This is a genomic window from Micromonospora sp. SD19, assembly GCF_054462275.1.
This window is the reverse complement of the sequence record NZ_JBTLMN010000003.1, coordinates 437,813-464,764: the sequence shown is the minus strand read 5'-3', so window position 1 is coordinate 464,764 and position 26,952 is coordinate 437,813. Positions and strand designations below refer to the sequence as shown.

Genomic DNA, 26,952 nt, shown 5'->3' with positions numbered 1-26,952 from the left:
ACGACTTCGGCCGGCCGGCGCCCAGCCAGACAAACGTACGGTTGCTGACCGACTACCGCGCGCGGGACAGTACCGACCATCAGCGGTGCCGTCGACGCCGCCGCTCCCCGGTCAACCCTGAGGAGAAGCGATGGCACTACGACTCGCCGACGGCACCGCCTGGACCGACATCCTGGCCCGCGCGGTGGCCGCCACCCCGGAGGCGTTCGGTCCCCAGGTCGACGGCGTCACCACACTGCACAACCTGGTCGAAGGCGAATGGCGGGCAGTCGGCCAGCCCGCCGCGGTCCGTACCCCGGTGGACAACACCGTCCTGGTCAACCTGCCCCGCCTCGACGCCGACACCGCCCGCGCCGCCGTCGCACACGCGGCCACCGCGCACCGGGCCTGGGCGCAGACCCCGCTGGCCGACCGCAAGGCCCGGGTCGCCGACGCCCTCGACTCGCTCACCGCCCACCGCGACCTGCTCGCCCTGCTGCTGGTCTGGGAGATCGGCAAGCCGTGGCGGTTGGCCTGCGCCGACGTGGACCGGGCGCTCGACGGCGTCCGCTGGTACGCGGGCGAGATCGACCGGATGCTCGCCGACGGCCGCGAGCCGCTACCCGGCCCGGTCAGCAACATCGCCTCGTGGAACTACCCGATGAGCGTCCTGGTGCACGCCGAGCTGGTGCAGCTCCTGGCCGGCAACGCGGTCATCGCCAAGACCCCGTCCCAGGGCGGCGCGGTCTGCCTGACCGTCGCGCACGCGCTGATGCGCCGCGCCGGGCTGCCCGCCACCCTCGTCTCCGGCAGCGGCGCCGAGCTGTCCGAGGTGCTGGTCCGGGCACCCGAGATCGGTGCGGTGGCGTTCGTCGGTGGCCGGTCCAACGGCGGCAAGGTGGCCGCCGCGCTGCTCGACAGCGACAAGCGGCACTTCATCGAGCAGGAGGGCCTCAACGCCTGGGGCATCTGGAACTTCTCCCAGTGGGACCTGCTGGCCACCCACCTGAAGAAGGGCTTCGAGTACGGCAAGCAGCGCTGCACCGCGTACCCCCGGTTCGTGGTGCAACGCGACCTGGTCGACGAGTTCCTCGACATGTACCTGCCGGTCGTCCGCTCGGTCCGCTTCGGTCACCCGCTCGCCGTCGGCGACGACTGGGCCGCCGGTGACCCGCTGCCCGAGCTGGACTTCGGTCCGCTGATCAGCGCCGCCAAGGCCGAGGAGCTGCACCGCAAGGTCGACGAGGCGATGCGGGGCGGCGCGATTCCCCTGCACCGGGGCAAGCTCACCGGCGCGCCGTTCCTCCCCGGGCAGGACACGTCCGCGTACGTGGCGCCGTCGGTGCTGCTCGCTCCGCCCGGCCGGTCCCGGCTGATGCACGCCGAACCGTTCGGGCCGGTCGACACCATCGTCGTGGTGGACACCACCGACGAGCTGCTGGCCGCCATGAACGCCTCCAACGGCGCGCTCGTCGCCTCGCTGGCCTGTGACGACACCGACGAGGCCGGCAAGCTCGCCGTGGACCTCCAGGCGTTCAAGGTGGGCATCAACAAGCCACGCTCACGCGGCGACCGGGACGAACCGTTCGGCGGCCGGGGCGCCTCCTGGAAGGGCGCGTTCGTCGGCGGCGACCTGCTGGTGCAGGCCGTCACCGTCGGCGGCGACAGCCGGCTCTACGGCAACTTCCCCGACTACAGCAGCTACCCCGCCACCTGATCGAGGTGCGCGGCGAGGGCCTCCGTCGACAGGCAGGGGGCTCTCGCCGCGACGTGCCGTTGGCGTACCGTCCAGTGATGGCCATGATCGCGCAGCTCTCGCTGGGAGTGTCCGACGCGGACCGGGCGGGGGCATTCTGGGCCGCCGCCCTCGGCTACCGTCGACGCCCGCCCCGCCATCCCGGCGACGAGTGGATCGTGCTGGAGCCGCCGCCCGGAATGCCCGGCGCTGCCATCGCGATGGACCTCAGCGAGAGCCCGGCCGAGGAGTTCCCCCGCGTCCACCTCGACCTGGACGCCGGTGAGCGCACCCTCGACGAGGAGGTCGACAGGTTGCTGGCCCTCGGCGCCCAGCGTGTCGACTGGCGGCACTACCCGACCGATCCACTCCCGACCGAGCCCCCGTACGTGGTGCTCGCCGACCCGGAGGGCAACCGGTTCTGCGTGTCGGGTCGGCGCGAACCGCCCGAGGGCCCCCGCTAGCCGCCCGGTACGGTCACCGCGGCCGGGGCGGCGAGCGGCACGGTGCAGCTGAGCACTGTGCCGTCGCGTTCGGTCGCGGCGGGCCGGTCCAGCCGGCGCAGGGTACGCAGCATCGGTGCGTTCTCGGCCTGCACGTGCAGCACGAGCGCCGCGTAGCCGGCCGCGTCGGCGTGCCGCACCAGCCGGCGCAGCAACGCCGTGCCGAGGCCCCGCCGCTGCCAGTCGTCGCGCACCAGCAGCGCCACCTCGGCCTCGTCGCCCTCGCCGAGCAGGTTCGCCATGGCGACCACCGACTCCGCCGCGCCGTCGGCGGCCACCGTCGTGGCCAGCAGGGTCAACCCCCGCTCCGGCTCCAGCACCCGGCGCAGCCGGGCCGGCTGGGGCAGCGACGCTCCGCCCAGGTAACGCCGCTGCCGGCTTCGCGGGGAACAACCCTCGTGCAACTCCAGAACGCCCGACAGGTCGTCCGCGCACGCCGGCCGGACGGACACCTCGGCGCCGTCGGGCAGCACCAGGGTGACCTGTTCGGCGGCCCGCCGCGCCACCGTGGCGGCCAGCTCGACAAGGGCCTGCGCCCGCGCGTACTCCGCCGGGGTGAACGCGGGCGCCGCCCGGCCCAGCGTGAACGCGCCGCCCGCCGGATCGGCCAACGACATGCTGGTACCGGCGATGCCCCGCTCGACGCCGGTCGACGCCGGTCGCCAGCTCACGGAGTCGGCGCCGAGCAGCGTCCGCAGGGCCTCACCTGTCGAATCCGGGTCCCGCACCAGCCTGTTGGCGAGACCGAGCATCCGGGTGGGCTGGTCGACCAGGCCACGCGCCTCGCTGCGCGCCACCCAGCAGTCCCGCCCACGACCACGCTCGACGGCCGCGACCAGGTCGGCCTCGTCGAGCGTGTCCGGTGCGTCGACCAGGAAGTCGTCCACCGCGCCCTGCTCGGTGGGCTGCACCTGCACGGTGAGGATGTTGACCCCGCGCAGCGCGAGGCTGGCCGTGAGCACCGACAGGTAACCCGGCCGGTCGTCCACCGTCGCTCGGATCCGCCACAACGTCATGGTTGGCTCCCTTCACCGGGTACCACCCTCGTCTCCCGCTGTTGCCTCCCGATTGCCCGGCGGTGACGGGTAGCGCTCAGGCCGATGTCCCCGCCCGGGTGTTCCGCTACGCGGTGCGGCCGCGGTAGCCGATGGGGCCCTCCCCGACCCGCTGGTAGGTACCCAGGAACCCACCGTCGCCGAAGGCGACAGTGCCGTTGTTACCGCGCAGGTCCCGCCAGGCCAGCCTGGTGACCGGGCGGCCGGCCGCGGCCACCGAGAGGAGCAGGTCACCCGAGCGGTGCCACCCACCGGCCCAGCCCTCCTGGGTGGAGAAGCGCCGAGCCTCCTTGGCGACGGTGTCGCGCTGGGTCAGCCGGCCACGGAACTCCGTCGGCTCTCCGCCCGGCTGCCGCCGCCAGCCGTAGAAGGCGGCCTGCTGCTTCTCGAACGTGATCGCGTACTCGGCGCCGGACTCGTCGGCCCAGGCCACCTGCTCGAGAACGGCCTGCTCGCCGCGGTCGATGAAGATGGTGATGTCGCCGGCGTCGCTGGCGTACCGCAGCACCGGCTCGGCGATCGCCCGCCGTTCGAGGGCCAGTCCCGCCTGGTCGTGTGCGTGCATCGGGTCGATCGTCACCCGGTACAGCCACAGCATGCTGCGGGCGTCGACACCGCTCTCGATGCGCAGCGTGTTCCGGCCGGCCGTCAACTCCTCGGCCGGCACCGCGAAGACCAGCCGTTGCGGGAGCCCACCGCCGTTGGGGATCCGCAGCCGGTTGGCCAGCGGCCTGCCGTTGAGGCGGACGGTGAGCGGGGCGTACCCGGGCGCCCGGGAGAGCATCGACGCGAGCGCCCGGACGGCGACACAGGCCTCGCCGACGACGGCCGGGTCGGGCACGTCGAACTCCAGCTCGACCGACCCGCCGGCCCCGATGGCCAGGTGGTCGCCGGCGGCCGAGGAACGGTCGACGCCGGTGATCGTGACGTTCCCGACCCGGGGCGGCTCGGTGCCGAAGTCGACGTAGGTGGGGTCCATCTGGATCCCGGGCCGCCGCCCGCTCGCCGGCGCGGCAGCCGGCGGCCGCAGCAGCACCTCGTAGGACCGGGCGGTCCGCTCGGCGTTGCCGTATCCGAGGTTGGCGGCGCCGAAGGACGACCGCACCTTGCCGATGTGCAGGGCGCCCGGCCCGACCGCCGCGCGGGCGACGTAGAGCGGTTCGCCGTCAGCCTCGTGGCCCGCCGGCAGCGCGTCCGCGGGCACCGCCCCACCGGACGCGATGCCCCAGACGCCGTGGTCCATCAGCACCTCGTACTTGTCGACGCGGACCTCCGCGCCGGCCCAGGTGGTCTTGGCGGCGCCGAAGGCCGGGCGGACCTCGCCCGGGTGCACGCCGCCACGCATCCGGACGCGGCACACCCACAGGGGCTCACCGTCCGCCGCGTACCCGTGCGGTACCGCGCCCGCCGGGATCGCGCCACCGCCGGCTGCCTCCCAGCGATATCCATCGAAAGCCAGGTCCATTCCGGAGAGGCTAGATCAACAGGGTCGGGCCTCGCCGACCACCCAACCCGTGGGTGGCGGCTCAGGGATTGACGGTGACCGGCGGTACGCCGACCAGGTCCAGCCGGTCCCCGAGGATCACCGCGCAGGCCCGGACGAGCTGGGAGAGCCGATCCACCTCGGTGGTGTGGAACGCGGCGGCGCTGAGCGTGTCGCTGTGCTCCCGGGCCACCACCAGGACCAGGCCGGCCCGTCCGAACGGCGCGACCGCGTGGTGGGTGCCGTCCGCCGTGGTCAGGGACCGGCCGCGCAGCGGCGTCACCTCGGGCAACCGCAGCGGTACGGGTGCCCGCCAACTGGCGTGCCCCACGGTCGCCCCGGGGCCACCCCCGGACCGCGAGGCCCAGTCCAGCGGGACCACCGCCGCCACCGCCCAGTCGGCCGCCAGCAGACCGGGCACTGCGTCGACAAGGGTGGCCAGCCCGTCGGCCGGGTTGGCCGCCACCTGGGCCAGCAGCTCGGCGTCCTGGCCGGTGGTGGTGGGCGCGCCGATCGCCCGCCACACCCCGTCCACGCGGACGCCGGGGATCGCCGCCAGCCCTGCCAACAGTCCCTCCACCCGGGCGGCGCCAGGCCAGACCACAGTGAAGTCGTCCACCGCGCGCCCGCCGAGCCGCTCCAGGACCACCACCTGGACGATGTCCGCGCCGGAGACGCCGAGCGTGCGGGCGACCTGGCCGAGGGTGCCCGGACGGTCCGGCAGGGTGACCCGAACTCGCAGCAACATGTCTGTCCCTCCGCTCGGCGGCCGGCGGCGGCCGGCAGGCTGGTCACAGCCTGGTCGTTGACCATTTCGTCCCTGTTGCAGGGGCATGTCCCGAGCGGAAATTTGCGGGTTGACGGCCGGCGAAGGGCCCGGCCGGGGCGCTACGGCAGCCCACCCAGGGGCAGGACCGGCGTGGAGGCGAGCTGCGCGTGGTAGTCGGCGGCGGACGTCTCCCGACCCCACTGCGGCATTCCGGTGGGCAGGTCCAGTGGGTCGGTCTCCACCTCGACGAGTGTCAACTGGGCCGGCCGTCCGTCGATGCCGGCCAGGATGGTCGCGAGTTCACCCTCGGTACGGGCCACGTGGGCGGTGAAGCCCTGCTCTCGTGCGAACACGGCGGGCAGTTCGGTGTACCGCCAGTTGTCGATGTCGTTGTACGGCTGGTGCCGCCCGTCGACGGCCCGTTCGACCGTGTAACCGCCGTTGTTGACCACGATGATGACCGGACGTTGGTTCGTGGCGAGCATCCGGCTGATCTCCTGCACTGTCAGTTGGAGAGATCCGTCGCCGGTCACGAGCACCGTCCGTCGATCCGGTGCCGCCACCCCGGCACCGAAGGCGGCCGGGGTGGCGTAGCCGATCGAGCCCCAGATGGGCGGCCACACGACCGTGACGTCGGCGGGCAGTCGCATCGTCGCCGCGCCGAAGGACGGGGTGCCGGTCTCCGGAACGAAGATGTCCCCCTCACGCAGCATGCTCTGGATCGCCGGCCAGAGCCGGGCCTGCCGGATCGGTTCGTTGTTCGACGGGTCGAGTGCGGGCGGATCGGCCGCCAGCAGCGGCGCGCGTGACCACTGCGCCGTACGGTTCGGGGCGATCTCGTGCAGGCAGCGCAGCGCCGCCGGCAGGGCCACCGGGGCGAAGCGGGTGCCCGCGACGACTGCGGCGTCCCGGTGCAGGCTGATGACCCGGTCCACCGTGATGTCGGCGGTGAACAGGCCGTCCCAGTCGAAGAACGTGGTGCCCAGACAGACGAGCGCGTCCGCGCCCTCCACGACCGCGCGGACCTCGTCGACGCTGTCACCGCCGTTGTAGACGCCCACGTAGTGGGGGTCGGACTCGTCGAGCAGTCCACGTCCCAGCGACTGTGCGGCGACCGGCCAGTTCCGTTCGGCGGCCATAGCCGTGACGGCGGCGCCGAGGTGGAAGCGGATCGGCAGGTTCCCGACGAGCATGGCGGGCCGCTCGACACCGTCGAGCAGCCGCCGGGCGGCCGTGGCGAAGGCGTCGAGCTGCCCGGCCGCCACGACCGGCTCGGGGCGGGTGAACCGTCGCCCCGGCCGGGCGATTTCGGCGTGGGCCACGTCGCCGGGCATCCGGACGTAGACCGGACGCTGCTGCGACCAGCACTCGGTGAGCACCCGGTCGACCTCCCCCAGGGCGTTCTGCGGGGTCAGCGAGGTCTGGGCGACAGTCACCTCTCGCGCCACCCGTACCCAGTGGTCGAAATCGCCGTCGGCGAGCGAGTGGTGCATGGAGGTGTGCTGTCGCATGATCTCCTCGGTCGGACCGCCGACGATCGAGACGATGGGTACCGACTCCGCCATGGCCCCGGCCAGCGCGTTGACCGCCGACAGCTCACCGGGACCGAACGTCGTGAGGATCGCTCCGACGCCGGCGAGGCGGGCATACCCGTCGGCGCTGAAGCCGGCGTTGAGCTCGTTGCAGCTGCCGACCCACTCGATCCCGTCGAACGCCTCGATCTGGTCGAGGAAATCCATGTTGTAGTCGCCTGGCAACCCAAAGACATGGCGCACCCCGAGGTCGTAGAGCCGGCTGAGCAACAGCTCACCCACCGTCGTCGTGCCCCCGCTCGCCTTCACCACGATTGACCCCCGTCGCTCCGGGGACCGCCTCCGCAGCCCACCATCAAGACCATATCGGGGCAATTGCCATGAAAGGCGTGGGTTGTTCCCCTTGAGACGCGCCCCGGCGGCGGCGCTGGCCCGCTTGGCCGAAGCCCTCCCGACGAGACGTGCGGTGAATCTGACCTTGACAACGTGAACGGGCTGCCATCAACTGGTCGGATGAGTGATCCGGCCGTCGATGCGTCGCGGCCGGAGGCCGTCCCCACCTCACCCGCGGGTCTGCCCCTGGACCGTCTCGCCGACCACCTGGCCAAGCACCGACCCGAGCTGCTCGTCGGGCCGTTGCGCGCCCAGCTGATCGCCGGCGGCAAGTCCAACCTCACCTACCTGCTGCGCCTCGGCGACCGCGAGGTAGTGCTGCGCCGCCCCCCGCTGGGGCACGTGCTGGCCACCGCGCACGACATGGGGCGCGAGTTCCGGGTCATCTCGGCGCTCGCGCCGACCGAGGTGCCGGTGCCGGGCGCGCTGCTGCTCTGCACCGACCCGGACGTCATCGGCGCACCGTTCTACCTGATGGAACGGATGCCCGGCGAGGTGTTCCGCACCCGCGCGCAGACCGACCCGCTGGGCGACGAACGACGCCACCACCTCGCCATGGCGATGATGGACACCCTCGCCGCGCTGCACAGCGTCGAACCGTCCGCCGTCGGGTTGGCTGACTTCGGCCGCCCCGAGGGCTACCTGGCCCGGCAGGTGCGCCGGTGGGCCGGTCAGCTCGACCGCTCCCGCAGCCGCCCGCTGGCCGGCATCGACGAGCTGCGTGACCTGCTCGCGGCGACCGCCCCGGAGGGTGCGAACGCCGGCCGGATCGTGCACGGCGACTACCGCCTCGACAACCTCCTCGCCTCGGCCGACCCCGTCGCCGTGCACGCGGTGCTCGACTGGGAGATGGCCACCCTCGGCGACCCCCTCGCCGACCTGGGGCTGCTGCTGACGTACTGGGACGTGCTCGGCGGCAGCGACACCGCCGAGGGCAACCCCGTCGCGGACGGGCTCGGCCCGCGCGCCGGCTTCCCCACCGGCAGCGAGCTGATCGACCGGTACGCCGGGCGCAGCGACGTCGACGTCGGACCACTGCACTGGCACGTGGCGCTGGGCTGTTTCAAACTCGCTGTCATCTGCGAGGGCATCCACTACCGCCACACGCTCGGGCAGACGCTCGGCGAGGGCTTCGACCGGATCGGCGAGATGGTGGCACCGCTGGTCGCACACGGGCTGACCGCCGCCAGGGAGCGGTGATGGACTTCTCATACGACAGCCGGACCGAGGAGCTGCGCGACGAGCTGACCCGGTTCCTGACCGAACACGTCTACCCGGCCGAGCCCGTGCACGCCGAGCAGGTGGCCGCCGGGGACCCGTGGTCGCGTACCCCGGTGTTGGCCGAGCTGAAGGCGGAGGCCCGCAAGCGCGGCCTGTGGAACCTCTTCCTGCCCGACCCGCGCTACGGCGCCGGCCTGACCAACCTCCAGTACGCTCCCCTGGCCGAGCTGACCGGGCGCAGCCCGCACCTCGCGCCCGAGGCGGTCAACTGCGCGGCACCGGACACCGGCAACATGGAGTTGCTGGCCGAGTTCGGCTCGGAGACGCAGCGGCAGCGCTGGCTGATGCCGCTGCTGGAGGGTGAGATCCGCTCGGCGTTCTGCATGACCGAGCCGGACGTCGCCTCCTCCGACGCCACCAACATCGCCACCCGGATCACCCGCGACGGCGACGAGTACGTGATCAACGGACGGAAGTGGTGGTCGTCGGGCGCGATGGACCCGCGCTGCGAGATCTTCATCGTGATGGGCAAGACCGACCCCACCGCGGACCGGCACCGCCAGCAGAGCATGGTGCTGGTCCCCCGGGACACCCCCGGTGTGACGGTGCGCCGGGGGATGACCGTCTTCGGCTACACCGACGGCTCCCACGGCGGGCACGCCGAGATCGACTTCACCGACGTCCGGGTGCCGGCGGAGAACCTGATCGGCGCCGAGGGCACCGGCTTCGCCATCGCGCAGGCCCGCCTCGGCCCGGGCCGCATCCACCACTGCATGCGACTGATCGGGATGGCCGAACGGGCACTGGAGCTGCTCTGCCGCCGGGCCAACGACCGGATCGCGTTCGGCCGGCCCCTGGCGGAGCAGGGCGTCGTGCGGGAGTGGATCGCCGAGTCCCGGGTCCGCATCGAGCAGGCCCGGCTGCTGGTGCTCAAGACGGCGTGGCTGATGGACACCGTCGGCAACAAGGGCGCGCACACCGAGATCCAGGCCATCAAGATCGGCACTCCGGCGATGGCGGAGTGGGTGATCGACAAGGCCATCCAGGGGTACGGCGGCGCCGGCGTCAGCCAGGACACCCCACTGGCCGCCCTCTGGGCGCAGACCCGCACCCTGCGCCTCGCCGACGGCCCCGACGAGGTACACCGCAACTCCCTGGCCAAGCGCGAACTCCGCCGCTGGGCCCCCACCTCCGCCTGACCGCCGGGCACCAACCCTGCCCCACTCACCCGCCCCGCGCACGCCCACCGCGGCCCCGCACGCCGCACGCCCCGCCCGCACACCCCGCCCAACCCGCCCGCACGCCCCGCACGCCCCGACACCTGAAGATCGCGCTCGATCCTGGATGTAGTGGTGTGCGGTCGCCGGGAGGCCACTCGATCCAGGATCGAGCACGATCTTGCCCTGTCGGCCTTCTTGATCATGAGGTTGGCGAGTCGAGATGCCGGGAATGTCCAGGCCAACCTCATGATCGACGCGGGGGGCGCTGTGCGGGGCGCGCGCTGTGCGGGGCGCGCGCGGGGCGCGGGGTGCGCGCTGTGCGGGGTCCTGGGGGCGTGGGGTTAGGCGGAGGCTCGGTGGACCAGTTGGGTGTCCAGGAGGATGTGGGAGGCGGGTAGCTCCTCGCCACGGATCCGGGCCACCAGCAGGCGGGCCATCTGCCGGCCCATCTCCTCCACCGGCTGGAAAACGGTGGTCAGCGGCGGCTCCGCCTGACGGGCGATCGTCGCGTCGTCGAAGCCGATCACCGCGACGTCCCGTGGCACCCGCCGGCCGGCCTCGCGCAGGGTCCGCAGCGCGCCGAACGCCATCAGGTCGGAGGCGACGAACACCGCGTCCAGGTCCGGGCAGACGTCCAGCAGCCGACGCATGCCGGCCGCGCCGCTGCCCTCGCTGAAGTCGCCGTACGCGATCAGGTCGGGGTTGACGCTGGCCCCGGTGGCCTTGACCGCCTCGGTGTAGCCGGCCAACCGGGCCAGACCGGCGCCCATGTCCTGCGGACCGGCGATGGTGGCGACGCGTCGCCGCCCCTGCCCCGTCAGGTACTCCACCGCCTGCCGGGCCCCGCCAACGTTGTCCACGTCGACGAACCAGGCCGGTTGGGCGCCGGGTTGCAGCATCCGGGCGGGCCGACCGCCGAGCACGGCGGGCAGGCCGCGCTCCTCCAGCAGCGTCGGCAGCGGGTCGGAGTCGTGCAACGACAGCAGCAGGACGCCGTCGACGTGTTGGTTGGTGAGGTGGTGCTCGACCCGCTCCCGCTCCACCGGCGACTGGGCCATGGCCAGCCAGAGCTGCATCGGCGTCTCCAGCAGCCCGGAACTGATCCCCCGCACGATCGAGGCGAAGAACGGCTCGGTGAAGACCCGCTCGCCGGATTCGGAGACCACCAGCGCGACCGAGTCGGTCCGCTGGGTGACGAGCGCGCGGGCGGCCCGGTTCGGCACGTACCCCAGCTCGGCGATGGCCTGTTGGACCGCGGCCCGGGCCTCCGGGCTGACCTGGGGCGAGCCGTTGACCACGCGGGAGACCGTGCCCCGACCGACGCCGGCACGCGCCGCGACCGCGTCGAGGGTCGGGCGCCCGAGCGACCGGGTGCGCTGCGTTGTCATCGTCTGCTCCTCCGACGGCGGGCGGACCCGGCGCCACCTGCGGGAGGTGGACGCCGGGGCCGTCCTGATGGCTGGCCCGAGCCTATTGTGCGGCCAGACCGTTGCGCCGGATCACCGAGGCGTACCACTTGGCGCTGGACTTGGGGGTGCGGACCTGGCTGTCGTAGTCGACGTGGATCATGCCAAACCGCTTGGTGTAACCCCAGGCCCATTCGAAATTATCCATCAACGACCAGGCAAAGTATCCCCGCAGCGGCACCCCGGCGTCGATCGCCTCGTGGGCGGCGCGCAGGTGGGCGTCGAAGTAGGCCAGCCGATCGACGTCGTCGACCTGCCCGTCGACCACCGAGTCGACGAACGCGGAACCGTTCTCGGTGACGTACAACGGCAGCTCGGTGTAGCCGTGCACCCGACGCAGCGTCTCGGTCAGGCCCGGGGCGTCGATCTCCCAGCCCATGTCGGTGACCGGGACGCCGCGGCTGACGAACCGGACGTCCTCGCTGCCCGGCCAGCACGAGGGGGCCGGGTCGGCCGGGACGCCCTCGACCGGCGCGGCGACGACGTGCCGGCTGTAGTAGTTGACCCCGACCAGGTCCAACGGCGTGGAGATGGTCGCCAGGTCGCCGTCGCGCACGTGGTCGAAGTCGGTCACCGTGCTGAGGTCGGCAACCAGGTCCTCCGGGTACGACCCGCGCAGCAGCGGGTCCAGGAAGAACCGGTTGGCCAACCCGTCGATCCGCCGGGCGGCGTCGCGGTCGGCGGGGGTGTCGCTGGCCGGGTCGACCGGGTAGAGGTTGACGGTCACGCCCACCTCGGCGGTCGGCCGGGCGGCCCGCAGCGCCTGCACGGCCAGGCCGTGCCCGAGCATCAGGTGGTGACCGGCGCGCACCGCGTCCGCTCCGTTGGTGCGGCCGGGGGCGTGCACCCCGGAGCCGTAGCCGAGGAACGCCGAGCACCACGGCTCGTTCAGCGTGGTCCAGTAGCGCACCCGGTCGCCGAGCGCGTCGGCCATCACCGTCGTGTAGTCGGCGAAGCGGGCCGCGGTGTCCCGGGCCGGCCAGCCGCCGGCGTCCTCCAGCGGCTGCGGCAGATCCCAGTGGTAGAGGGTGAGCCACGGCTCGATGCCGTTGGCCAACAGCTCGTCGACCAGCCGGCGGTAGAAGTCCAACCCCTGGGGGTTGACCGCGCCGCTGCCGGCGGGCTGCACCCGCGACCAGGAGACCGAGAAACGGTACGACTTCAGGCCCAGCTCGGCCATCAGCGCGACGTCCTCACCGAGGCGGTGGTAGTGGTCGCACGCCACGTCACCGGTGTGCCCGGCGACGACCCGGCCCTCGGTGTGGCTGAAGGTGTCCCAGATCGACGGGGCGCGGCCGTCCTCGGCCGCCGCCCCCTCGATCTGGTACGCCGCCGTCGCGGCCCCCCAGAGGAATCCGGGTGGAAAGGTCAGCCCCGGGCGCTCGTCGAGGACGTCGACGGCGGGTGGGCTGGCGGGGTTGCTCACGACTTGACGGCACCTTCCATGATCCCGCCAATGATCTGGCGGCCGAACACGAGGAAAACGATCACCAGGGGGATGGTGCCGATCGCCGTGGCGGCGAACACCTGGGAGTAGTCGGTGTAGTAGGCGTACGAGAGGAAGGAGAGCGAGACCTGCAGGGTCGGGTTCTCCGGGGTGAGGATGGCGTACGGCCAGAGGAACGAGTTCCAGGTCTCCATGAAGGTCAGCAGACCGAGGACGCCGGCGGCGGGCCGCAGCGCGGGCAGCACGATGCTCCAGTAGATCCGGAACGTGCTCGCCCCGTCGACCCGGCCGGCCTCGATCAGCTCGTCGGAGATCGCCTGGCTGGCGTACTGCCGCATCATGAACACGCCGAAGGCGGTGACCAGGAACGGCACGGTGACCGCGTAGAGGGTGTCGTACCACCCGAGGTCCTGCATCATGCCCCAGAGCGGGATGAGCCCCATCTGGGTCGGGATCATCATGGTCACGATGATCGCCAGCAGGAGGATGTTGCTGCCGCGGAACTTCAGCTTGGCGAAGGCGAACCCGGCCAGCGAACCGGTGAGCACCACCGAGACGGTGACCACCGAGGAAACGATGATCGAGTTCATCATGCCGGTGAGGAAGTTGGCGGCGTCGTTGTCGAGCACCCGCCCGAAGTTGTCACCGAACGCGCCGCCGGGAGTCAGCGGGGGTGGCACGTCGTTGATGTTGTCCAGGCTGCGGGTGCCGATCACCAGCATGTAGTAGAACGGGTAGATCGACAGCAGCGCCGCCAGGACGAGCGCCACGTAGGTCAGCGGGCTGGTGCGCCACAGGCGCTGGGAAGCCGAGATCATCGATCTCTCCTCACTTCGCCGAGCGGCGGACGAGTAGGAAGTTGAACAGCGACACCACGATGATGATCATGAAGATCGCCCAGGCCACCGCGGCTCCGTAGCCGGCGCTGTTCAGGTTCACGATGCCCATCTCGTACATGTACATGGCCAGCGTCTGGAACTCCCGCTGGTTGCCGCCGATGATGTTGCCGTTGCCGAAGAGCAGCGGCTCGGTGAAGAGCTGCATCCCGCCGATCGTGGACAGGATGACCACGAAGATGAAGGTGGGCTTGAGCATGGGCAGGGTGATCTGCCAGAACTGTCGCCACGGACTGGCGCCGTCGATCTCCGCGGCCTCGTAGAGGTCCTTCGGGATCGCCTGCATGCCGGCGAGCAGGATCAGGGTGTTGTACCCGGTCCACCGCCAGTTGACCATGGAGGAGATGGCCGTCCATGAACTCCACCGGTGCCCGTCCCAGTCGACCGGGTCGACACCGACGAAGCTGAGCAGCCAGTTGAACAGGCCGAACTCCCGCTGGAACAGCATCCCGAAGACGATCGCGACCGCTGCCACCGACACCACGTTCGGCATGAAGATGGCCATCCGGAAGAAGGTCTTGGCGCGCAGGAAGGTCCGGTTGAGCAGGTTCGCCAGGAAGAGGGCGAGCAACAACTGCGGGATGGTCGACAGGGCGAAGATGCCGAACGTGTTGACCAGCGCGTTCCAGAAGTACTCGTCGGACAGCAGCCGGGTGTAGTTGTCGAAGCCGATGAACGTGTGCTCGCCGATCATGTCCCAGTCGTGCAGTGACATCCAGGCGGTGCGCAGCATCGGGTACAGCCCGAAGATGCCGAAGATCAGGAAGAACGGGGCGATGTAGAGGTACGGCGAGTACTTGACATCGAGGCGGTTGAGTAATCTCCCCCGGCGACGTCGCCGAGAGACGTCGGGAGAAGGCGGTGCTGCTGGCGACGGCCGTGCCGTCGTGGCCGACAGGCTCATGCGAATTTCCTTTTCCGGCGAGGCCCGGGGGCCCTCGCGCAGGGCGCTACGCGGAGGGGACCGGCCGGTGGCGTCCGGGAAGCCCCGAACGCCACCGGCAGGGAATCACTCAGAAGGCACCCTGAGTCTTTGCGTCCTTCGTGAACTGCTCCCAGGCCTTCGCCTTGTCGGCCTGCCCGTTCTCGAACGCCCGCAGAGCCGGCTCGAGCGCGTTCTCCTTGACCGCCTGGTGCTTCGGGCCCAGGTGGATCGGCTGGATCTTGGCGACGCTCTCACCGAAGATCTTGCCGGTCGGCGCGTTGCTGAAGTACTCGTTGGTGTAACCGAGGAACGCCTGGTCCTTCAGCGCCTCCAGGTTGGTCGGCAGCGGGCCCTTGAGCTTGAAGGCCTCCACCTGGCTCTTGGCGTTGGTGAGGTACTCGGCGAGCTTCGCCGCCTCCTTCGGGTACTTGCTCTGCGCCGGAACCGCGAGCCACGAGCCGCCCCAGTTACCGCCGCCGCCCGGCACGGACGCGACGTCCCACTTGCCCTTGTTGGCCGGACCGGAGTTGTCCGAGACGATGCCGAGCATCCAGGACGGGCAGAAGGTCGCCGCGAAGGTGCCCTGCTTGAAGCCACCCGACCACTCCGGCGACCAGGTGGACGCCTTGGCGGAGATGTCGGCCATCGACGTGGCGGTGTCCCAGGCGTTCTTCACCGCGGGGCTGGTGTCCGCGATGATGTTGTCTTCCTTGTCGTAGAACAGATCACCGTTGCCCTGGAAGAGCACACCGTTGGAGACGGCGGTGATCGAGTCGATGAACGCCTTGCCGCCGCTGCCCTGCTTGTACTTCAGACCGGCGTCGTGGAAACCCTTCCAGTCCGGCCAGAGCGCCGACACCTGGTCGCGCTCGGTGGGCAGGCCGGCCGCCTGGAACAGGTCCTTGCGGTAGCAGACGGCGAGGCTGCCGACGTCGGTCGGCAGGCCGATCAGCCGACCGTCCGGCGCCTTGCCGAGCTCCCACTTCCAGGGCAGGTACTCCTTCGAGTGGTCCCCCACCAGCGGCGCGAGGTCCTCCCAGTTGCGCGCGTTGGGCTTGAACTCGTTGAGGATGCCCTCTTCCAGCGCGGTGACGTCCGCCGCGCCCTTGCCGGTGGCCAGGTAGCGGACCAGCTTCGGCCGGTACTCACCGAGCTGCGCGGTCTTGCGCAGCTCGACCTTGATGCCGGTGTCCTTCTCGTACTGCTTGACAAGCTCGTCGTAGCCCATCTCGCCGAACGTGTCGACGACCAGCTTGGCCGGCTTCTCGCCGGCCGCCGGCTTCTCGTCGTCCTTGCCACAGGCCGCGAGACCGCTGATTGCGGTGATCGCGGCCAGGGCGGCGGCTGCCAGGCGGGTACGCCGCGTGGTGACACTCATGCGCTGACCCCTCTTTCCGGTGGTGAGGCTGGATGGGTGTGGTGGGGGGTGCCCGTCGCGCCAGGCCGGGGATTCGTGAGTGAGCCACGCCACCTCCGGGAGCGCTCCCATGAGATTGCCGGCGGGTAACGGGAGTGTCAATAGGGCGATGGGAGCGTTCCCAGATCGTTACCGCTGACCACTCGGGTAACAGAAGCCCCAGCGACACCTCCCGCAACTGGCGGTTCAGCAGAAGCGGCGCAGCAGCGTGGTTGCCCGGTCCGGGTCGAAGCCCGACGGGTCGAAGGCGGCGCCCGCCCAGTCGCGCAGCATCGCGTGCCGGGAACTGACCAGGTCACCCGGGCCGGCCTGGGCGTCCAGCGCCTCCAGGAGCGCCTGATAGCCCACCGGCCCGCCGATGCCCTCCGGCGGGCAGGCCCGCTCGCCGGCCAGGCAGACCGGGTACCGCTCGTCCGGGTCGGCGGTCAGCGCGTCCTCCACGACCAGGTCGTGCTCCCACCAGTCGCCGAAGTCGTACGTGTAGGAGAACCGGCTGCCCTTGCCGAGCACCGCGTCGAGCCGCACGTCCAACTCGTCGTGCAGCGCCAACTCACCGTCCGGGTCGGGCTCGCCGTACTGCATCGCGTCGATCTCGAACGAGTGCAGGTGGCAGTCCCGCCAACCCATCGCGTGCTGCGCCACCCGGTGCAGCCGGTCCAGCGTGTAACCGGCCGGCACGAGCACCCGGCGCCACACCGGCGGCCGGGTCCCGGCGAGGGACATCTTCAGCTGGAAGATCTGACGCGGCATGCTGTCCTGTCCTCCCGCGGCTTAGGCTGCCAGCATGATCTGCCGAGCGTGCCGGGCCCGGCGACACGATGAGTGCCCGGGCCGGAACTGGTGCGACTGCCAGCACCGTACCGCCGAACCGACCCCTCCGGTCACCGGTCCGGCCGGCGAATGACCGTCAGAATTCCGATCCGACGGCTCTGGCCCGAGCCGTCGACGCAGCCACTCGACGACACCGAGCTGACCGCCCTCTACGGCCGCGCCGACCAGCCCCGGCTGCGAGTGAACTTCGTGACCAGCCTGGACGGTGCGGTCAGCGTGGACGGCTACTCCGCCGGGCTCTCCGGCGAGCCGGACAAGCGGGTGTTCGGCCTGCTGCGGATGGCCTGCGACGCCCTGGTGGTGGCCGCCGGCACGCTGCGCCACGAGGGATACCGGGCGGTCCGCCTCGACGAACGCCGCCGCGCCTGGCGTCAGGCCAACGGTCTGGCCGCGTACCCGACGCTGGTGGTCGTCTCCGGATCGCTGGACCTGGACCCGGCGCAGGCCGCGTTCGCCGACGCACCGACCCGCCCGGTGGTGCTCACCCACGCCGACGCCGACCCGCCGCCCGGGCTGACCGACGTCGCCGACGTGCTGCGCTGCGGCACCGGGCGCGTCGACCTGGCCGCCGGCCTCGCCGAGCTGCACGGACGCGGGCTCACCCAACTGCTCTGCGAGGGCGGCCCACACCTGTTCGGCGCGCTCACCGCCGCCGACCTGGTCGACGAACTGTGCCTCACCGTCTCGCCGCTGCTCGCCGGGCCCGGCCCCGGCCGGATCACCGCCGGCGACGTCACCGCGCCCCGGCACCTACCGTTGCGGCACGTGCTCGCCACCGAGGACGGCGTCCTGATGCTCCGCCACGCCCGCCAGTAGCTCCCTACACCGGCGGCCAGGACTCGCGCGGCACCCGACACGCTCGCGCCCACCTGGTGCGCCCGGTCGAACACCCAGCGTCATGAGTGTGACGGGGCATGGTGTCGTCCGCCGCGTCGCGTGGCGACCTGTCGTACTCCTCGGGCACTATGCACGTCATGCGCGCCGACAGTGATGCCCGAGCGACAGGGGTCGCCCGATGACCGACGCCGACCTCGACAGCCCGGGCGAGGCGGTCGGGCGGGTGCTGGGCACCGCCGACGCCACCCCGTTGCAGTTCTGGACGGCCGTGGCGCCCGGCAGCTACCTGCAGCTCGACGACGTGGTGGTCACCCGACGCGACCTGCCCGACCGCGAGCCGGTGACGATCGCCGGGGTGGTCACCCAGGTCCGCGCTCGGCACGAGGGCGCCCAGTTCGACTCCGACGTGTTCGCCATCGCCGACGGCACACTGCCGGCGATGGTGCAGGAGGCGGCCGAAATCACCACCACCCGGGTCGACCCGGAGCTCTACGTGCCGCCCACGCCGGGGGCCGTTGTGCACCGGGCCGAGGGCGACGCGCGGGCGCGCGCGCTGCACTTCGACCGGATGGAGCGGCGCATCCCGATGGGCATGGGTCGCGACGGGGTGCCGGTCTACCTCAACGCCGACTTCCTCGACGGCAGCCGGGGCGCGCACGTCTCCATCTCCGGCATCTCCGGGGTGGCCACCAAGACCAGCTTCGCCACCTTCCTGCTCTACTCGGTGTTCCGCTCCGGGGTGCTGGGCGGCGACGCGGTCAACGCCAAGGCGCTGATCTTCAACGTCAAGGGTGAGGACCTTCTCTTCCTGGACCACCCCAACACCCGCCTCGACGAGCCCACCCGCGCGGCGTACGCGAAGCTCGGGTTGAGCGCGGGCGCCTTCCCCGACGTGCGGGTCTACGCCCCACCACGGGTCGGTGACGCGGCCGGCACGCCGGATGTGAGCAGCCGGCTCACCGGCGTCGACAGCTTCTACTGGACGCTGAGCGAGTTCTGCACGGACCGCCTGCTGCCGTACGTGTTCGCCGACGCCGACGACGAGCGCCAGCAGTACACGATGGTGGTTCACTCGGTGGCCGCGCACCTGGCCCGCTACGCCCAGCCCGCCGACGGCGGGGTGAGCATCGACGGGGTTCGGCTCGGCTCGTACGGCGACCTGGTCGACCACATCGTCGACCAGCTCAACGACGACGAGACCCGCTCCGACTGGGCGGGCAGCGCGGTAGGGCTGGGCACCGTCAACGCGTTCGCCCGGCGGTTGATCGGCAGTAAGAAGGACCTGGCCCGGCTGATCCGTGGTGACCTCGCGGCCCGCCGCCCGCACTCGATCAACACCAGCGAGTCGGCGCAGGTCACCGTGGTCGACCTGCACAACCTGCCGGACCGGGCGCAGCGGTTCGTGGTCGGTGTGACGCTGAAGAGCGAGTTCGAGCGCAAGGAGAAGTCCGGCACGGCCAAGCCGCTGCTGTTCGTGGTCCTCGACGAGCTCAACAAGTACGCCCCCCGGGAGGGCTCCTCCCCCATCAAGGAGGTGCTGCTCGACATCGCCGAGCGGGGCCGCTCGCTCGGGGTGATCCTGATCGGCGCGCAGCAGACGGCGAGCGAGGTGGAGCGGCGGATCGTCACCAACTCGGCGATCCGGGTGGTCGGCCGGCTCGACCCGGCCGAGGCGTCCCGCCCGGAATACGGCTTCCTGCCGCCCGCGCAGCGCCAGCGGGCGTTGCTGGCCAAGCCGGGCACCATGTTCGTCAACCAGCCGGACATTCCGGTTCCGCTCTGCCTGGAGTTTCCGTTCCCGGCCTGGGCCACCCGGGTCTCCGAGGCGGGCCGGGCACCATCGGAGACGCTGCGCTCGATCACCCAGTCCGCCGACCCGTTCGCCGTGGTGGGCTCCGGCGGCGGCACCACCGACGACGACATCCCGTTCTAGGGGGCCGGCAAGCCATGAAGATCCTGCACACCTCCGACTGGCATGTGGGCAAGGTGCTCAAGGGGCAGTCCCGGGCCGACGAGCACAAGGCGGTGCTGGCCGGGGTGATCGAGATCGCCAATGCCGAGCGGCCGGATCTGGTGATCGTCGCCGGTGACCTCTACGACACCGCCGCGCCCAGTTCGGAGGCGACCCGCCTGGTCACCCGGGCGTTGACGGCGCTGCGGCGGACCGGCGCGGACGTGGTGGCGATCGGCGGTAACCACGACAACGGCCCCGCACTGGACGCGCTGCGCCCGTGGGCCGACGCCGCCGGCATCACGCTGCGCGGCGGGGTACGCGAAAATCCGGACGAGCACATCATCGACGGCACCACCGCCGGTGGCGAGCGGTGGCGGCTGGCCGCGTTGCCGTTCCTGTCCCAGCGGTACGCGGTGCGCGCGTTGGAGATGTACGAGCTGACCGCCGCGGAGACCAACCAGACGTACGCCGACCACCTGGGCCGGGTGCTGGGGCGACTGACCGAGGGATTCACCGAGCCGGACCGGGTGCACCTGGTCACCGCGCACCTGACGGTGACCGGCGCGGCCACCGGCGGCGGCGAGCGCGACGCGCACACGGTGCTGGGTTACGCGGTGCCGGCCACCGTCTTCCCGGCCACCGCGCACTACGTGGCGCTGGGTCACCTGCACCGGGCGCAGCGGGTCGCCGGCCCCTGCCCGGTGCGATACAGCGGCAGCCCGCTCGCTGTCGACTTTGGGGAGCAGGAGAACGTCCCCTCGGTGACGATTGTCGAGGTGACGGCCAGCACCGCAGCCCGGGTGCGGGAGGTGCCGGTGACGGCGGCGAGCGCGCTGCGGACGGTGCGCGGCACCCTGGCCCAGCTCGCCGAGATCGAGGCGCCGGACGCGTGGCTGCGGGTGTACGTGCGGGAGCAACCGCGTGCCGGCCTGCGCGAGGAGGTCCAGGAGCTGCTCCCCCGGGCCCTGGAGATCCGGATCGACCCGGAGCTGGTGGCCGCGCCGGGCAGTGGCACGCGCATCGCCCAGCGCTCGGGGCGTTCGCCCCGGGAGTTGTTCGCCGACTACCTGGACAGCCGGGGCCACGCCGACGAGGGTGTCCGGGAGCTCTTCGACGAGCTTTTCGAGGAGGTCGAGCACTGATGCGTCCGATGCGCTTGGACATGGCCGGGTTCACGGTCTTCCGGGACGAGACCACTGTCGACTTCACCGACGCCGACTTCTTCGCGCTGATCGGCCCGACCGGTTCCGGTAAGTCCACTGTGTTGGACGCGATCTGCTTCGCCCTGTACGGCATGGTGCCCCGGTGGGGCGGCGCCCGGGGGTTGGCCAACGCGCTCGCCCCGTCGGCGACCGAGGCGCGGGTGCGGTTGGTCTTCGAGTCCGGCGGTGCCCGGTACGTGGCGACCCGGGTGGTCCGCCGGGACGGCCGGGGCAACGTGAAGACCGCCAACGCCGGGTTGCAGCTGATGCCGGCCGGCTTCGACGTGACCAAACTGGACACCGGTCTGAGCCCGGACGACCTCGGCGAGGTGGTGGCCGGCACTCCCGCCGAGATGGAGCAGGCGGTGCTGGAGGCGGTCGGGCTGCCGTACGAGCAGTTCACCAGCTGTGTGGTGCTGCCACAGGGGCAGTTCGCCGACTTCCTGCACGCCAAGCCGGCGACGCGGCAGCAGATCCTGGTCAACCTGCTGGGCCTCGGCGTCTACGAGGACGTGCAGAAGAAGGCGACGGCGCGCGCCGCGCAGGCGGAGGCCCGGTTGGAGGCGGTCGACCAGGTGCTCGCCGGGTTGACCGGCGTGGACGACGAGGCGTTGGCCGAGGCCGACGCCCGGGTCGACCGGATGACCGAGCTGGCGGCCGCGGTGGCCGAGGCGGTGCCGGAGTTGGCGGCGGCGCGGGTCACCGCACGGGAGGCCGCTGCGGCGCTGACCGCCCTGGACGACGAGCTGACAGTGCTGACGGGGGTGCGGGCGCCGGGTGGGGTGAGCGCTGTCGCTCGCGCGGTCACCGCGGCGCGGGCCGAGGCGGAGGCGGCGGCGACCGGGGTGTCGCTGGCCGAGGAGCGGGAGGAGAAGCTGCGCGGCGAGCTGGCCGCCGCCGGTGACGAGAGCGCGCTGCGACTGCAACTGCGGGCGTACGACGATCGGGACCGGCTGGCCGGCGAGGCCGACACGGTCCGCGAGGCGGTGCGCACGGCGCACGACGAGCACACCACGGCGGTGGCGGCGCTGGTCGACGCCCGCGCGGTCGCCGAGCGGGCCGACGCGGACCTGGAGGCGGCCTTCCGGGCGCACGAGGAGGCGAAGGCCACCGACCTGGCGGTCAGCCTGCGGGTGCACCTGCATGCGGGGGCAACGTGCCCGGTGTGCGAGCAGCCGGTGGCCGAGGTGCCGGCGGTGCCGGCCGATTCGGCGGTGGCCGCCGCGACGGCGGCCGGCAAGGCCGCGCGGGCCGCGACCAAGGCCGCGCAGGAGACGGTGCGGCAGCGGGACGCGGCGGCGCGTGAGCTGGAGCGGCTGCTGGTGCAGGCGCGGGCCCGGCAGGAGCAGCTGGAGGCCCGGCTGGCCGAGCTGGACGGGCAGCTTTCCGGGGCTGCCGAGCCGGCCGTGCTGCGCCGGGAGTTGGCCGAGCACGCCCGGTTGCGGCGCGCACTGGACGAGGCGGCGACGGCGGTCCGGGCCGGCCGCGAGACCGCTCGCCAGGCCCGGGCCGCTGTGGATGCCGCCGAGGAGCGGCTGCGGGCGGCGTGGCGGGCCTTCGACACCGCCCGGGACGGGTTGGCCCGGTTCGGTCCCCCGGCGACCGACCGGGACGATGTGGCCGCCGCCTGGTCGACGCTGACCGGTTGGGCGACCAGCGAGGCGGACCGCCGCCGCGCCGACCGGGACGGTCGGGCCGCTGCCGTGGCGGCGGCCGAGTCGGTGGCCGACGGGGTGCAACGGGCCATCGCGGCCATCTTCGCCGACGCCGACGTGCCGGTGGGGGACGATCCGGTGCACGCGGCGACGGTGGCGGTGGAGCGGGCCGACGCCGACCGGCGGCGGCTGCACGAGCGTCGCGAGCAGGCCGGTGCGTTGCGCGAGCAGCGGGCGGGGCACGAGCGGGAGGCGCAGGTGGCGCGCGCGCTCGCCGGGCACCTGCGGGCCAACAACTTCGAGCGGTGGTTGCTGGCCGAGGCGTTGGACCTGCTGGTCGACGGTGCGTCGGGGATTCTGCGGGAGTTGTCCAACGGGCAGTACGAGCTGGTGCACGACAAGGGTGAGTTCGTCGTCGTCGACCACCACGACGCCGGGCTGCGTCGGGGGGTGCGCACCCTCTCCGGCGGTGAGACGTTCCAGGCGTCGCTGGCGTTGGCGTTGGCGCTCTCCGAACAGTTGGCCGGGATGTCCACCACGGCGGCGAGCCTGGAGTCGATCGTCCTGGACGAGGGTTTCGGCACCCTCGACGCCGCCACGCTGGACACGGTGGCGGCGACCCTGGAGAACCTGGCGGCCCGGGGCGATCGGATGGTCGGCGTGGTCACCCACGTGCCGGCGTTGGCCGAGCGGATCCCGGTCCGCTTCGAGGTGCGCAAGGACGCCCGCTCCGCCCGGGTGGAACGGACCGGCCGGTGAGCGCGAGGAGTGCCGCGCAGCGGAGCCCCGCAGTCGCGAACGACAGGCGAGCCCGGTGAACGTGCGGGGCGACGCAGCGTTCTTCGTCGACTCGTGGGATCCGGCGTACGGGGCGTCGTTCGAGGCGTCGGCGGCCGGGCCGGCCGCGCCGAGCAGCGCCCAGGTCGACGCGGACGTGGAGCTGCCCGCCGTGGACTGGCGGGCGATCGGGGTACGCCCCGGGGTGCGCGCACCCGACGTGGTGTTGCTGGTCGACGGGGTGCGTCGGATCGACGCGAGCATCTGGACGGCCGAGACCGACGGCGGGTCGTTTCCCGGGTTGGCGGCCTCGTACGCGGCCGGGGTGGTCCGCTGTGACCTGGGCCGGGGTGCGGCGCAGTTGGCGGGCACCCAGGTTGGTAGGGGTCTGTTCACCGCGAGCCCGTCGGCGCGGGATGTGGTGGCGGGCGCGATCCGTTACCCGGTGCACCGGGTGGGTGGCACCGGTGAGTTGGCGAAGCTTCCGGCCGCCGTGCAGGGTCCGCTGACCGCGTTGGAGGTGGCGGTGTCCGACGCGGCCCGGGTCGACGGTGACCTGTTGGTGGTGGACGGCCCGTTGCGCAGTCGTCGGCAGTTGCCGCGCACTCTGGGCTACATCAAGACGCAGCACAGTCAGTATCTGGATGCTCGGCTGACCGCCGTGGTGACCGGGATGGCGTCGGGTGAGCGGTCCCCGGTGTTCCGGCTCGGCACCGCCTGGGGCGGTTGGTCGTGGTATCTGCGGCTGCCGGTGGCGATCGGCGCGCCGTGGGCGGGCATCGTCCGGGTGGAGTGCTCCGCCGACCTGCCGGTCGAGGCGGCGATCGAGCTGGCCGATCTGTCGTTGGTGACCCTGCCGCGCTTCGCGTCCACCCCGTACAAGGACCCGCGGGCCCCGCAGAACCTGATCCCGATCGCCGGTCTGGAGCGCCGACTGCGGGCCCTGCTGGGTGATTCCCGGCTGCTGCACCGCGCGTTGACCGCAGCGGCCCGCGCCGCCCGTTGAACGCGGATACTGGTTCCGATGGGGCGTAAACGGGCGGCTGAGCGGGTGGTCGAGCAGGTGGACACCGGGCTGGCGGAGCTGGTGCCGGATCCGGACCGGGCCGGCTCGTGGACGTTGCTGCTGGATGGCGCGCCGCAGTCGCACGTCGACCTGGCCGACCCCACTCACCTGGAGTTCGAGTACGTGCGTCGGCTGGCTGCCGCAGTGGATCTGGTCGCGCCGGCCGGCGCGCCGCTGCGGGTGCTGCATCTGGGTGGCGGCGCCCTGACCCTGCCCCGGTACGTCTCCGCCACCCGGGCGGGGTCGACCCAGCGGGTGTCCGAGGTGGATGGCGCGCTGGTGGAGTTGGTCCGTCGGGCGTTGCCCTGGCCGTCGGACCCCCGGTTGAAGGTTCGGGTGCAGGACGCCCGGGCGGTGTTGGCATCGACCCGGGAGGCCAGCTACGACGTGGTGGTCGCCGACGTGTTCGCCGGGGCGCGTACCCCGGCGCACCTCACGTCGCTGGAGTACGCGGCCGAGGTGGCCCGGGTGCTCCGCCCGGCCGGTTGGTACCTGGCGAACCTGGCCGACGGCCCCCCGTTGCGGCACGCCCGGGGGCAGGTCGCCACGGTCCGGTCGGTGCTGCCGCAGGCCTGCCTGGTCGGCGACGCGGCGGTGCTGCGCGGGCGCCGGTACGGCAATCTGGTGCTGGTCGCCGGGCGGTCCCAGCCGCCGGTGCCGGAGTTGACCAGACGGGCCGCCGGTGACTGGTTTCCGGGCCGGGTGGTGGCCGGCGACGAGCTGGACCGTTTCGTCGGTGGCGCGCAGGTCGTGCGGGACGCCGACGCGACGGGTTCGGATCCGCCACCGCCGGGGTTGTTCTCGGTACGCCGCTGATCGTCCACCCGACGGGCGGCGCGGAAGTTTTTTCGCCGTTTGTTGATCCGTTGGGACCGGTGCTGCGTACCACCGGGCGGCCCGCCTCGTGGGCCGGCGTTGGTCACGGAGATCCCGGAGGTCTGCATGCACGCGGTGGCGGCCGGTTGGCATGGCGACGCGGTCCGCGCTGACTGGTTGTCGGCGCGACCCTCGTCACGGTCGACCTCGTCTGCCCGGGGGGTCGACGCGAGAGCGACGTCTCGCCAGAATGGTCCGGTGACGCCGCGACCGGCGCCCGGGCGCCATCAGGCGACGTCAACCGAGGCCAGCCACTCCGACCAGTTGATCCGTCAGCTCTACGCCGAGCACGCCGGCCCGTTGCTGATGTTCGTCATGCGCCTGACCGGGGGGGACCGGCAGCGCGCGGAGGACATCGTCCAGGAGACGCTGCTGCGGGCCTGGCGCAACGCGCACCGCCTGGGCACGCAGGGGCAGGGTTCGTTGCGGCCGTGGTTGGTCACTGTGGCCCGCCGCATCGCCATCGACGAGCACCGCAGCCAGGAGGCCCGGCCGCCGGAGACGTACGACCGGGACCTCACCGCCTTCGCCGAGGCGGACAGCACGGACCGGGTGCTGCGCACCATGACGGTGGCGGACGCGCTGCGTACGCTCAGTCAGTCGCACCGGGAGATTCTGATCTCGACGTACTTCCGGGGGCGGACGGTGCCGGAGGCGGCCGAGGAGTTGGGCCTGCCGCTGGGCACCGCCAAGTCGAGGGTCTACTACGCGCTGCGCGCGCTGCGCACGGCTCTGCAGGAGCGGGGGGTGACAGAATGAGCCGGCCGGACCACATGGACGTCGCGGCGTACGCGCTCGGTGTGCTCGACGAGCAGGACACTGAGCGGTTCGAGGAGCACCTCGCCACCTGCTGGGCGTGCGCGGCCGAGTTGGAGACGATGGTGCCGGTGGTCGGGCTGCTCTCCGACATCGACGGCGAGACGATGATGGCGCTGGAGCAGACGGCGACGGATCCGGCCCTGCTGGACCGGACGCTCGGCGCGGTCCGGGCGGATCGGCGGCGTACCCGGTTTCGTCAGATGCTCGCGACGGCCGCCGCGGTGGTGGTCTTCGGCGGTCTGACCGGGTACGGCTTCGTCAGTGTGACGGGCAACGAGCAGCCGCCGGGGGTGCTCGCCGAGTCGACGCCGAGCGCGCCCAACGATCCGCCGACGAGCGTGCCGACGGCTGCGCCGAGCGGCCCGGGTGTGGGTGGCACCGAGGTGGAGGGTGACCAGGTCGAGGCGACCGACCCGACCACCGGTGTGCAGACCACCATGTTCCTGGTGACCAAGGACTACGGCACCCGGATCAATTTCAGCTTGCGGAAACTGCCCGGCCCGCGCGTCTGCCGTCTGGTGGTGGTGCGCAAGAACGGCAGCACCGAGGTCATCTCGAGCTGGTCGGTGCCGGATGGTGGCTACGGCACCAACACCCGGCCGCAGGGTCTTGAGCTGAGTGCCTCGACGTCGGCTCTGCCGGCGGATATCAAGCAGCTCCAGGTGCAGTCGGTGAATGCCAACGGTGTGGCGAGTCCGCTGGTCACCGTATCCTTGTAGGCGCGCCTGCCGCATCGGCGCCGGTCATTTCCACAATGACCGGCGCCGATCTGTCGTTGCGGGAGGCATCCCCTGCGGGGGCGTACGCAGCGCAGCCGGAAACGGTTCAATCGTTTTACGTGAAATTGACCACTGTTACTGCTTCAACCTTGACAGCCCGCCCCCCGTACCTATG

22 protein-coding genes are annotated in these 26,952 nt (G+C 72.0%); 12 read left to right on the top strand and 10 right to left on the bottom strand.

Translation table 11 applies throughout. The annotated features are described in order from the left end of the window. Window positions 1-130: 130 nt before the first annotated feature. The gene (locus ACX27O_RS14565; protein WP_030336144.1) at window positions 131-1,696 is read left to right on the top strand and encodes an aldehyde dehydrogenase family protein; all 1,566 of its coding nucleotides are present in this window, start codon (window positions 131-133) and stop codon (window positions 1,694-1,696) included. 77 nt (window positions 1,697-1,773) lie between these two features. After that, complete coding sequence (locus ACX27O_RS14560; RefSeq protein WP_358126880.1) at window positions 1,774-2,178, top strand: VOC family protein; 405 nt, start codon at window positions 1,774-1,776, stop codon at window positions 2,176-2,178. Here ACX27O_RS14560 and ACX27O_RS14555 read toward each other — a convergent pair. The 4 genes from ACX27O_RS14555 to ACX27O_RS14540 all read right to left on the bottom strand — a co-directional run bounded on the left by ACX27O_RS14555 (window position 2,175) and on the right by ACX27O_RS14540 (window position 7,368). Beyond that, complete coding sequence (locus tag ACX27O_RS14555) at window positions 2,175-3,233, bottom strand: GNAT family N-acetyltransferase (RefSeq protein WP_458939555.1); 1,059 nt, start codon at window positions 3,231-3,233, stop codon at window positions 2,175-2,177. The genes ACX27O_RS14560 and ACX27O_RS14555 overlap by 4 nt on opposite strands. Before the next feature lie 106 nt (window positions 3,234-3,339). Beyond that, a complete protein-coding gene (locus ACX27O_RS14550; protein ID WP_458939554.1) occupies window positions 3,340-4,737 on the bottom strand; it encodes a DM9 repeat-containing protein in 1,398 nt (465 codons plus the stop codon). A 61-nt stretch (window positions 4,738-4,798) separates the two neighbouring features. After that, window positions 4,799-5,503, bottom strand: coding sequence for an ACT domain-containing protein (locus ACX27O_RS14545; protein ID WP_030336152.1), 705 nt, complete (start codon window positions 5,501-5,503; stop codon window positions 4,799-4,801). Between the two features lie 140 nt (window positions 5,504-5,643). Further along, window positions 5,644-7,368: an alpha-keto acid decarboxylase family protein gene (locus ACX27O_RS14540; RefSeq protein ID WP_081884003.1), complete on the bottom strand. Its 1,725-nt coding sequence runs from the start codon at window positions 7,366-7,368 to the stop codon at window positions 5,644-5,646. A gap of 201 nt (window positions 7,369-7,569) precedes the next feature. On the opposite strand from ACX27O_RS14540, the gene ACX27O_RS14535 reads away from it, so the two are divergent. Both ACX27O_RS14535 and ACX27O_RS14530 read left to right on the top strand, forming a co-directional pair. Next, the gene (locus ACX27O_RS14535) at window positions 7,570-8,649 is read left to right on the top strand and encodes a phosphotransferase family protein (protein ID WP_210866442.1); all 1,080 of its coding nucleotides are present in this window, start codon (window positions 7,570-7,572) and stop codon (window positions 8,647-8,649) included. Continuing rightward, complete coding sequence (locus ACX27O_RS14530; protein WP_030336158.1) at window positions 8,649-9,869, top strand: acyl-CoA dehydrogenase family protein; 1,221 nt, start codon at window positions 8,649-8,651, stop codon at window positions 9,867-9,869. Before ACX27O_RS14535 ends, ACX27O_RS14530 begins: the two co-directional genes overlap by 1 nt. Before the next feature lie 362 nt (window positions 9,870-10,231). Here ACX27O_RS14530 and ACX27O_RS14525 read toward each other — a convergent pair whose 3' ends face one another. The 6 genes from ACX27O_RS14525 to ACX27O_RS14500 form a co-directional block, all read right to left on the bottom strand. Beyond that, window positions 10,232-11,278 (bottom strand): LacI family DNA-binding transcriptional regulator, encoded by a 1,047-nt coding sequence (locus ACX27O_RS14525; protein ID WP_030336160.1) that lies wholly within the window; start codon window positions 11,276-11,278, stop codon window positions 10,232-10,234. Window positions 11,279-11,360: 82 nt separating this feature from the next. Beyond that, window positions 11,361-12,782, bottom strand: coding sequence for a GH1 family beta-glucosidase (locus ACX27O_RS14520; RefSeq protein ID WP_030336162.1), 1,422 nt, complete (start codon window positions 12,780-12,782; stop codon window positions 11,361-11,363). Further along, window positions 12,779-13,621, bottom strand: a complete 843-nt coding sequence (locus ACX27O_RS14515; RefSeq protein WP_030336164.1) for a carbohydrate ABC transporter permease — start codon at window positions 13,619-13,621, stop codon at window positions 12,779-12,781. Before ACX27O_RS14515 ends, ACX27O_RS14520 begins: the two co-directional genes overlap by 4 nt. Before the next feature lie 10 nt (window positions 13,622-13,631). After that, window positions 13,632-14,603 (bottom strand): carbohydrate ABC transporter permease, encoded by a 972-nt coding sequence (locus ACX27O_RS14510; protein WP_030336165.1) that lies wholly within the window; start codon window positions 14,601-14,603, stop codon window positions 13,632-13,634. A gap of 109 nt (window positions 14,604-14,712) precedes the next feature. Further along, window positions 14,713-16,002, bottom strand: coding sequence for an ABC transporter substrate-binding protein (locus tag ACX27O_RS14505; RefSeq protein WP_030336168.1), 1,290 nt, complete (start codon window positions 16,000-16,002; stop codon window positions 14,713-14,715). Window positions 16,003-16,227: 225 nt separating this feature from the next. Continuing rightward, entirely contained in the window at window positions 16,228-16,791 is a 564-nt protein-coding gene (locus ACX27O_RS14500) for a plasmid pRiA4b ORF-3 family protein (RefSeq protein WP_210858042.1), read from the bottom strand. Window positions 16,792-16,941: 150 nt separating this feature from the next. On the opposite strand from ACX27O_RS14500, the gene ACX27O_RS14495 reads away from it, so the two are divergent. The 8 genes from ACX27O_RS14495 to ACX27O_RS14460 all read left to right on the top strand — a co-directional run bounded on the left by ACX27O_RS14495 (window position 16,942) and on the right by ACX27O_RS14460 (window position 26,777). Then, window positions 16,942-17,688, top strand: a complete 747-nt coding sequence (locus ACX27O_RS14495) for a pyrimidine reductase family protein (protein WP_030336171.1) — start codon at window positions 16,942-16,944, stop codon at window positions 17,686-17,688. 199 nt (window positions 17,689-17,887) lie between these two features. Further along, the gene (locus ACX27O_RS14490) at window positions 17,888-19,642 is read left to right on the top strand and encodes an ATP-binding protein (protein ID WP_030336172.1); all 1,755 of its coding nucleotides are present in this window, start codon (window positions 17,888-17,890) and stop codon (window positions 19,640-19,642) included. A 14-nt stretch (window positions 19,643-19,656) separates the two neighbouring features. After that, entirely contained in the window at window positions 19,657-20,805 is a 1,149-nt protein-coding gene (locus ACX27O_RS14485) for an exonuclease SbcCD subunit D (RefSeq protein ID WP_030336173.1), read from the top strand. After that, the gene (locus ACX27O_RS14480) at window positions 20,805-23,279 is read left to right on the top strand and encodes an AAA family ATPase (protein WP_210866446.1); all 2,475 of its coding nucleotides are present in this window, start codon (window positions 20,805-20,807) and stop codon (window positions 23,277-23,279) included. Before ACX27O_RS14485 ends, ACX27O_RS14480 begins: the two co-directional genes overlap by 1 nt. 55 nt (window positions 23,280-23,334) lie before the next feature. Beyond that, window positions 23,335-24,303: a hypothetical protein gene (locus tag ACX27O_RS14475; RefSeq protein WP_435823353.1), complete on the top strand. Its 969-nt coding sequence runs from the start codon at window positions 23,335-23,337 to the stop codon at window positions 24,301-24,303. Between the two features lie 18 nt (window positions 24,304-24,321). Then, window positions 24,322-25,179 (top strand): spermidine synthase, encoded by an 858-nt coding sequence (locus tag ACX27O_RS14470; RefSeq protein WP_210861962.1) that lies wholly within the window; start codon window positions 24,322-24,324, stop codon window positions 25,177-25,179. Between the two features lie 126 nt (window positions 25,180-25,305). Then, window positions 25,306-25,998 carry a sigma-70 family RNA polymerase sigma factor gene (locus ACX27O_RS14465; protein WP_030336181.1) on the top strand — a complete coding sequence of 231 codons (693 nt, stop codon included), beginning with the start codon at window positions 25,306-25,308 and terminating at the stop codon, window positions 25,996-25,998. Continuing rightward, on the top strand, window positions 25,995-26,777 hold the full coding sequence (locus ACX27O_RS14460) for an anti-sigma factor family protein (protein WP_030336184.1): 783 nt from the start codon (window positions 25,995-25,997) through the stop codon (window positions 26,775-26,777). Before ACX27O_RS14465 ends, ACX27O_RS14460 begins: the two co-directional genes overlap by 4 nt. The last annotated feature ends 175 nt before the right edge of the window (window positions 26,778-26,952 follow it).

Excerpts from the sequence above, each read along its gene's own strand:
- ACX27O_RS14565 (WP_030336144.1), top strand. The coding sequence starts at position 131 with ATGGCACTACGACTCGCCGACGGCACCGCCTGGACCGACATCCTGGCC.
- ACX27O_RS14560 (WP_358126880.1), top strand. The coding sequence starts at position 1,774 with ATGGCCATGATCGCGCAGCTCTCGCTGGGAGTGTCCGACGCGGACCGG.
- ACX27O_RS14555 (WP_458939555.1), bottom strand. The coding sequence starts at position 3,233 with ATGACGTTGTGGCGGATCCGAGCGACGGTGGACGACCGGCCGGGTTAC.
- ACX27O_RS14550 (WP_458939554.1), bottom strand. The coding sequence starts at position 4,737 with ATGGACCTGGCTTTCGATGGATATCGCTGGGAGGCAGCCGGCGGTGGC.
- ACX27O_RS14545 (WP_030336152.1), bottom strand. The coding sequence starts at position 5,503 with ATGTTGCTGCGAGTTCGGGTCACCCTGCCGGACCGTCCGGGCACCCTC.
- ACX27O_RS14535 (WP_210866442.1), top strand. The coding sequence starts at position 7,570 with ATGAGTGATCCGGCCGTCGATGCGTCGCGGCCGGAGGCCGTCCCCACC.
- ACX27O_RS14530 (WP_030336158.1), top strand. The coding sequence starts at position 8,649 with ATGGACTTCTCATACGACAGCCGGACCGAGGAGCTGCGCGACGAGCTG.
- ACX27O_RS14525 (WP_030336160.1), bottom strand. The coding sequence starts at position 11,278 with ATGACAACGCAGCGCACCCGGTCGCTCGGGCGCCCGACCCTCGACGCG.
- ACX27O_RS14515 (WP_030336164.1), bottom strand. The coding sequence starts at position 13,621 with ATGATCTCGGCTTCCCAGCGCCTGTGGCGCACCAGCCCGCTGACCTAC.
- ACX27O_RS14510 (WP_030336165.1), bottom strand. The coding sequence starts at position 14,603 with ATGAGCCTGTCGGCCACGACGGCACGGCCGTCGCCAGCAGCACCGCCT.
- ACX27O_RS14505 (WP_030336168.1), bottom strand. The coding sequence starts at position 16,002 with ATGAGTGTCACCACGCGGCGTACCCGCCTGGCAGCCGCCGCCCTGGCC.
- ACX27O_RS14500 (WP_210858042.1), bottom strand. The coding sequence starts at position 16,791 with ATGCCGCGTCAGATCTTCCAGCTGAAGATGTCCCTCGCCGGGACCCGG.
- ACX27O_RS14495 (WP_030336171.1), top strand. The coding sequence starts at position 16,942 with ATGACCGTCAGAATTCCGATCCGACGGCTCTGGCCCGAGCCGTCGACG.
- ACX27O_RS14490 (WP_030336172.1), top strand. The coding sequence starts at position 17,888 with ATGACCGACGCCGACCTCGACAGCCCGGGCGAGGCGGTCGGGCGGGTG.
- ACX27O_RS14485 (WP_030336173.1), top strand. The coding sequence starts at position 19,657 with ATGAAGATCCTGCACACCTCCGACTGGCATGTGGGCAAGGTGCTCAAG.
- ACX27O_RS14480 (WP_210866446.1), top strand. The coding sequence starts at position 20,805 with ATGCGTCCGATGCGCTTGGACATGGCCGGGTTCACGGTCTTCCGGGAC.
- ACX27O_RS14470 (WP_210861962.1), top strand. The coding sequence starts at position 24,322 with ATGGGGCGTAAACGGGCGGCTGAGCGGGTGGTCGAGCAGGTGGACACC.
- ACX27O_RS14465 (WP_030336181.1), top strand. The coding sequence starts at position 25,306 with ATGCACGCGGTGGCGGCCGGTTGGCATGGCGACGCGGTCCGCGCTGAC.
- ACX27O_RS14460 (WP_030336184.1), top strand. The coding sequence starts at position 25,995 with ATGAGCCGGCCGGACCACATGGACGTCGCGGCGTACGCGCTCGGTGTG.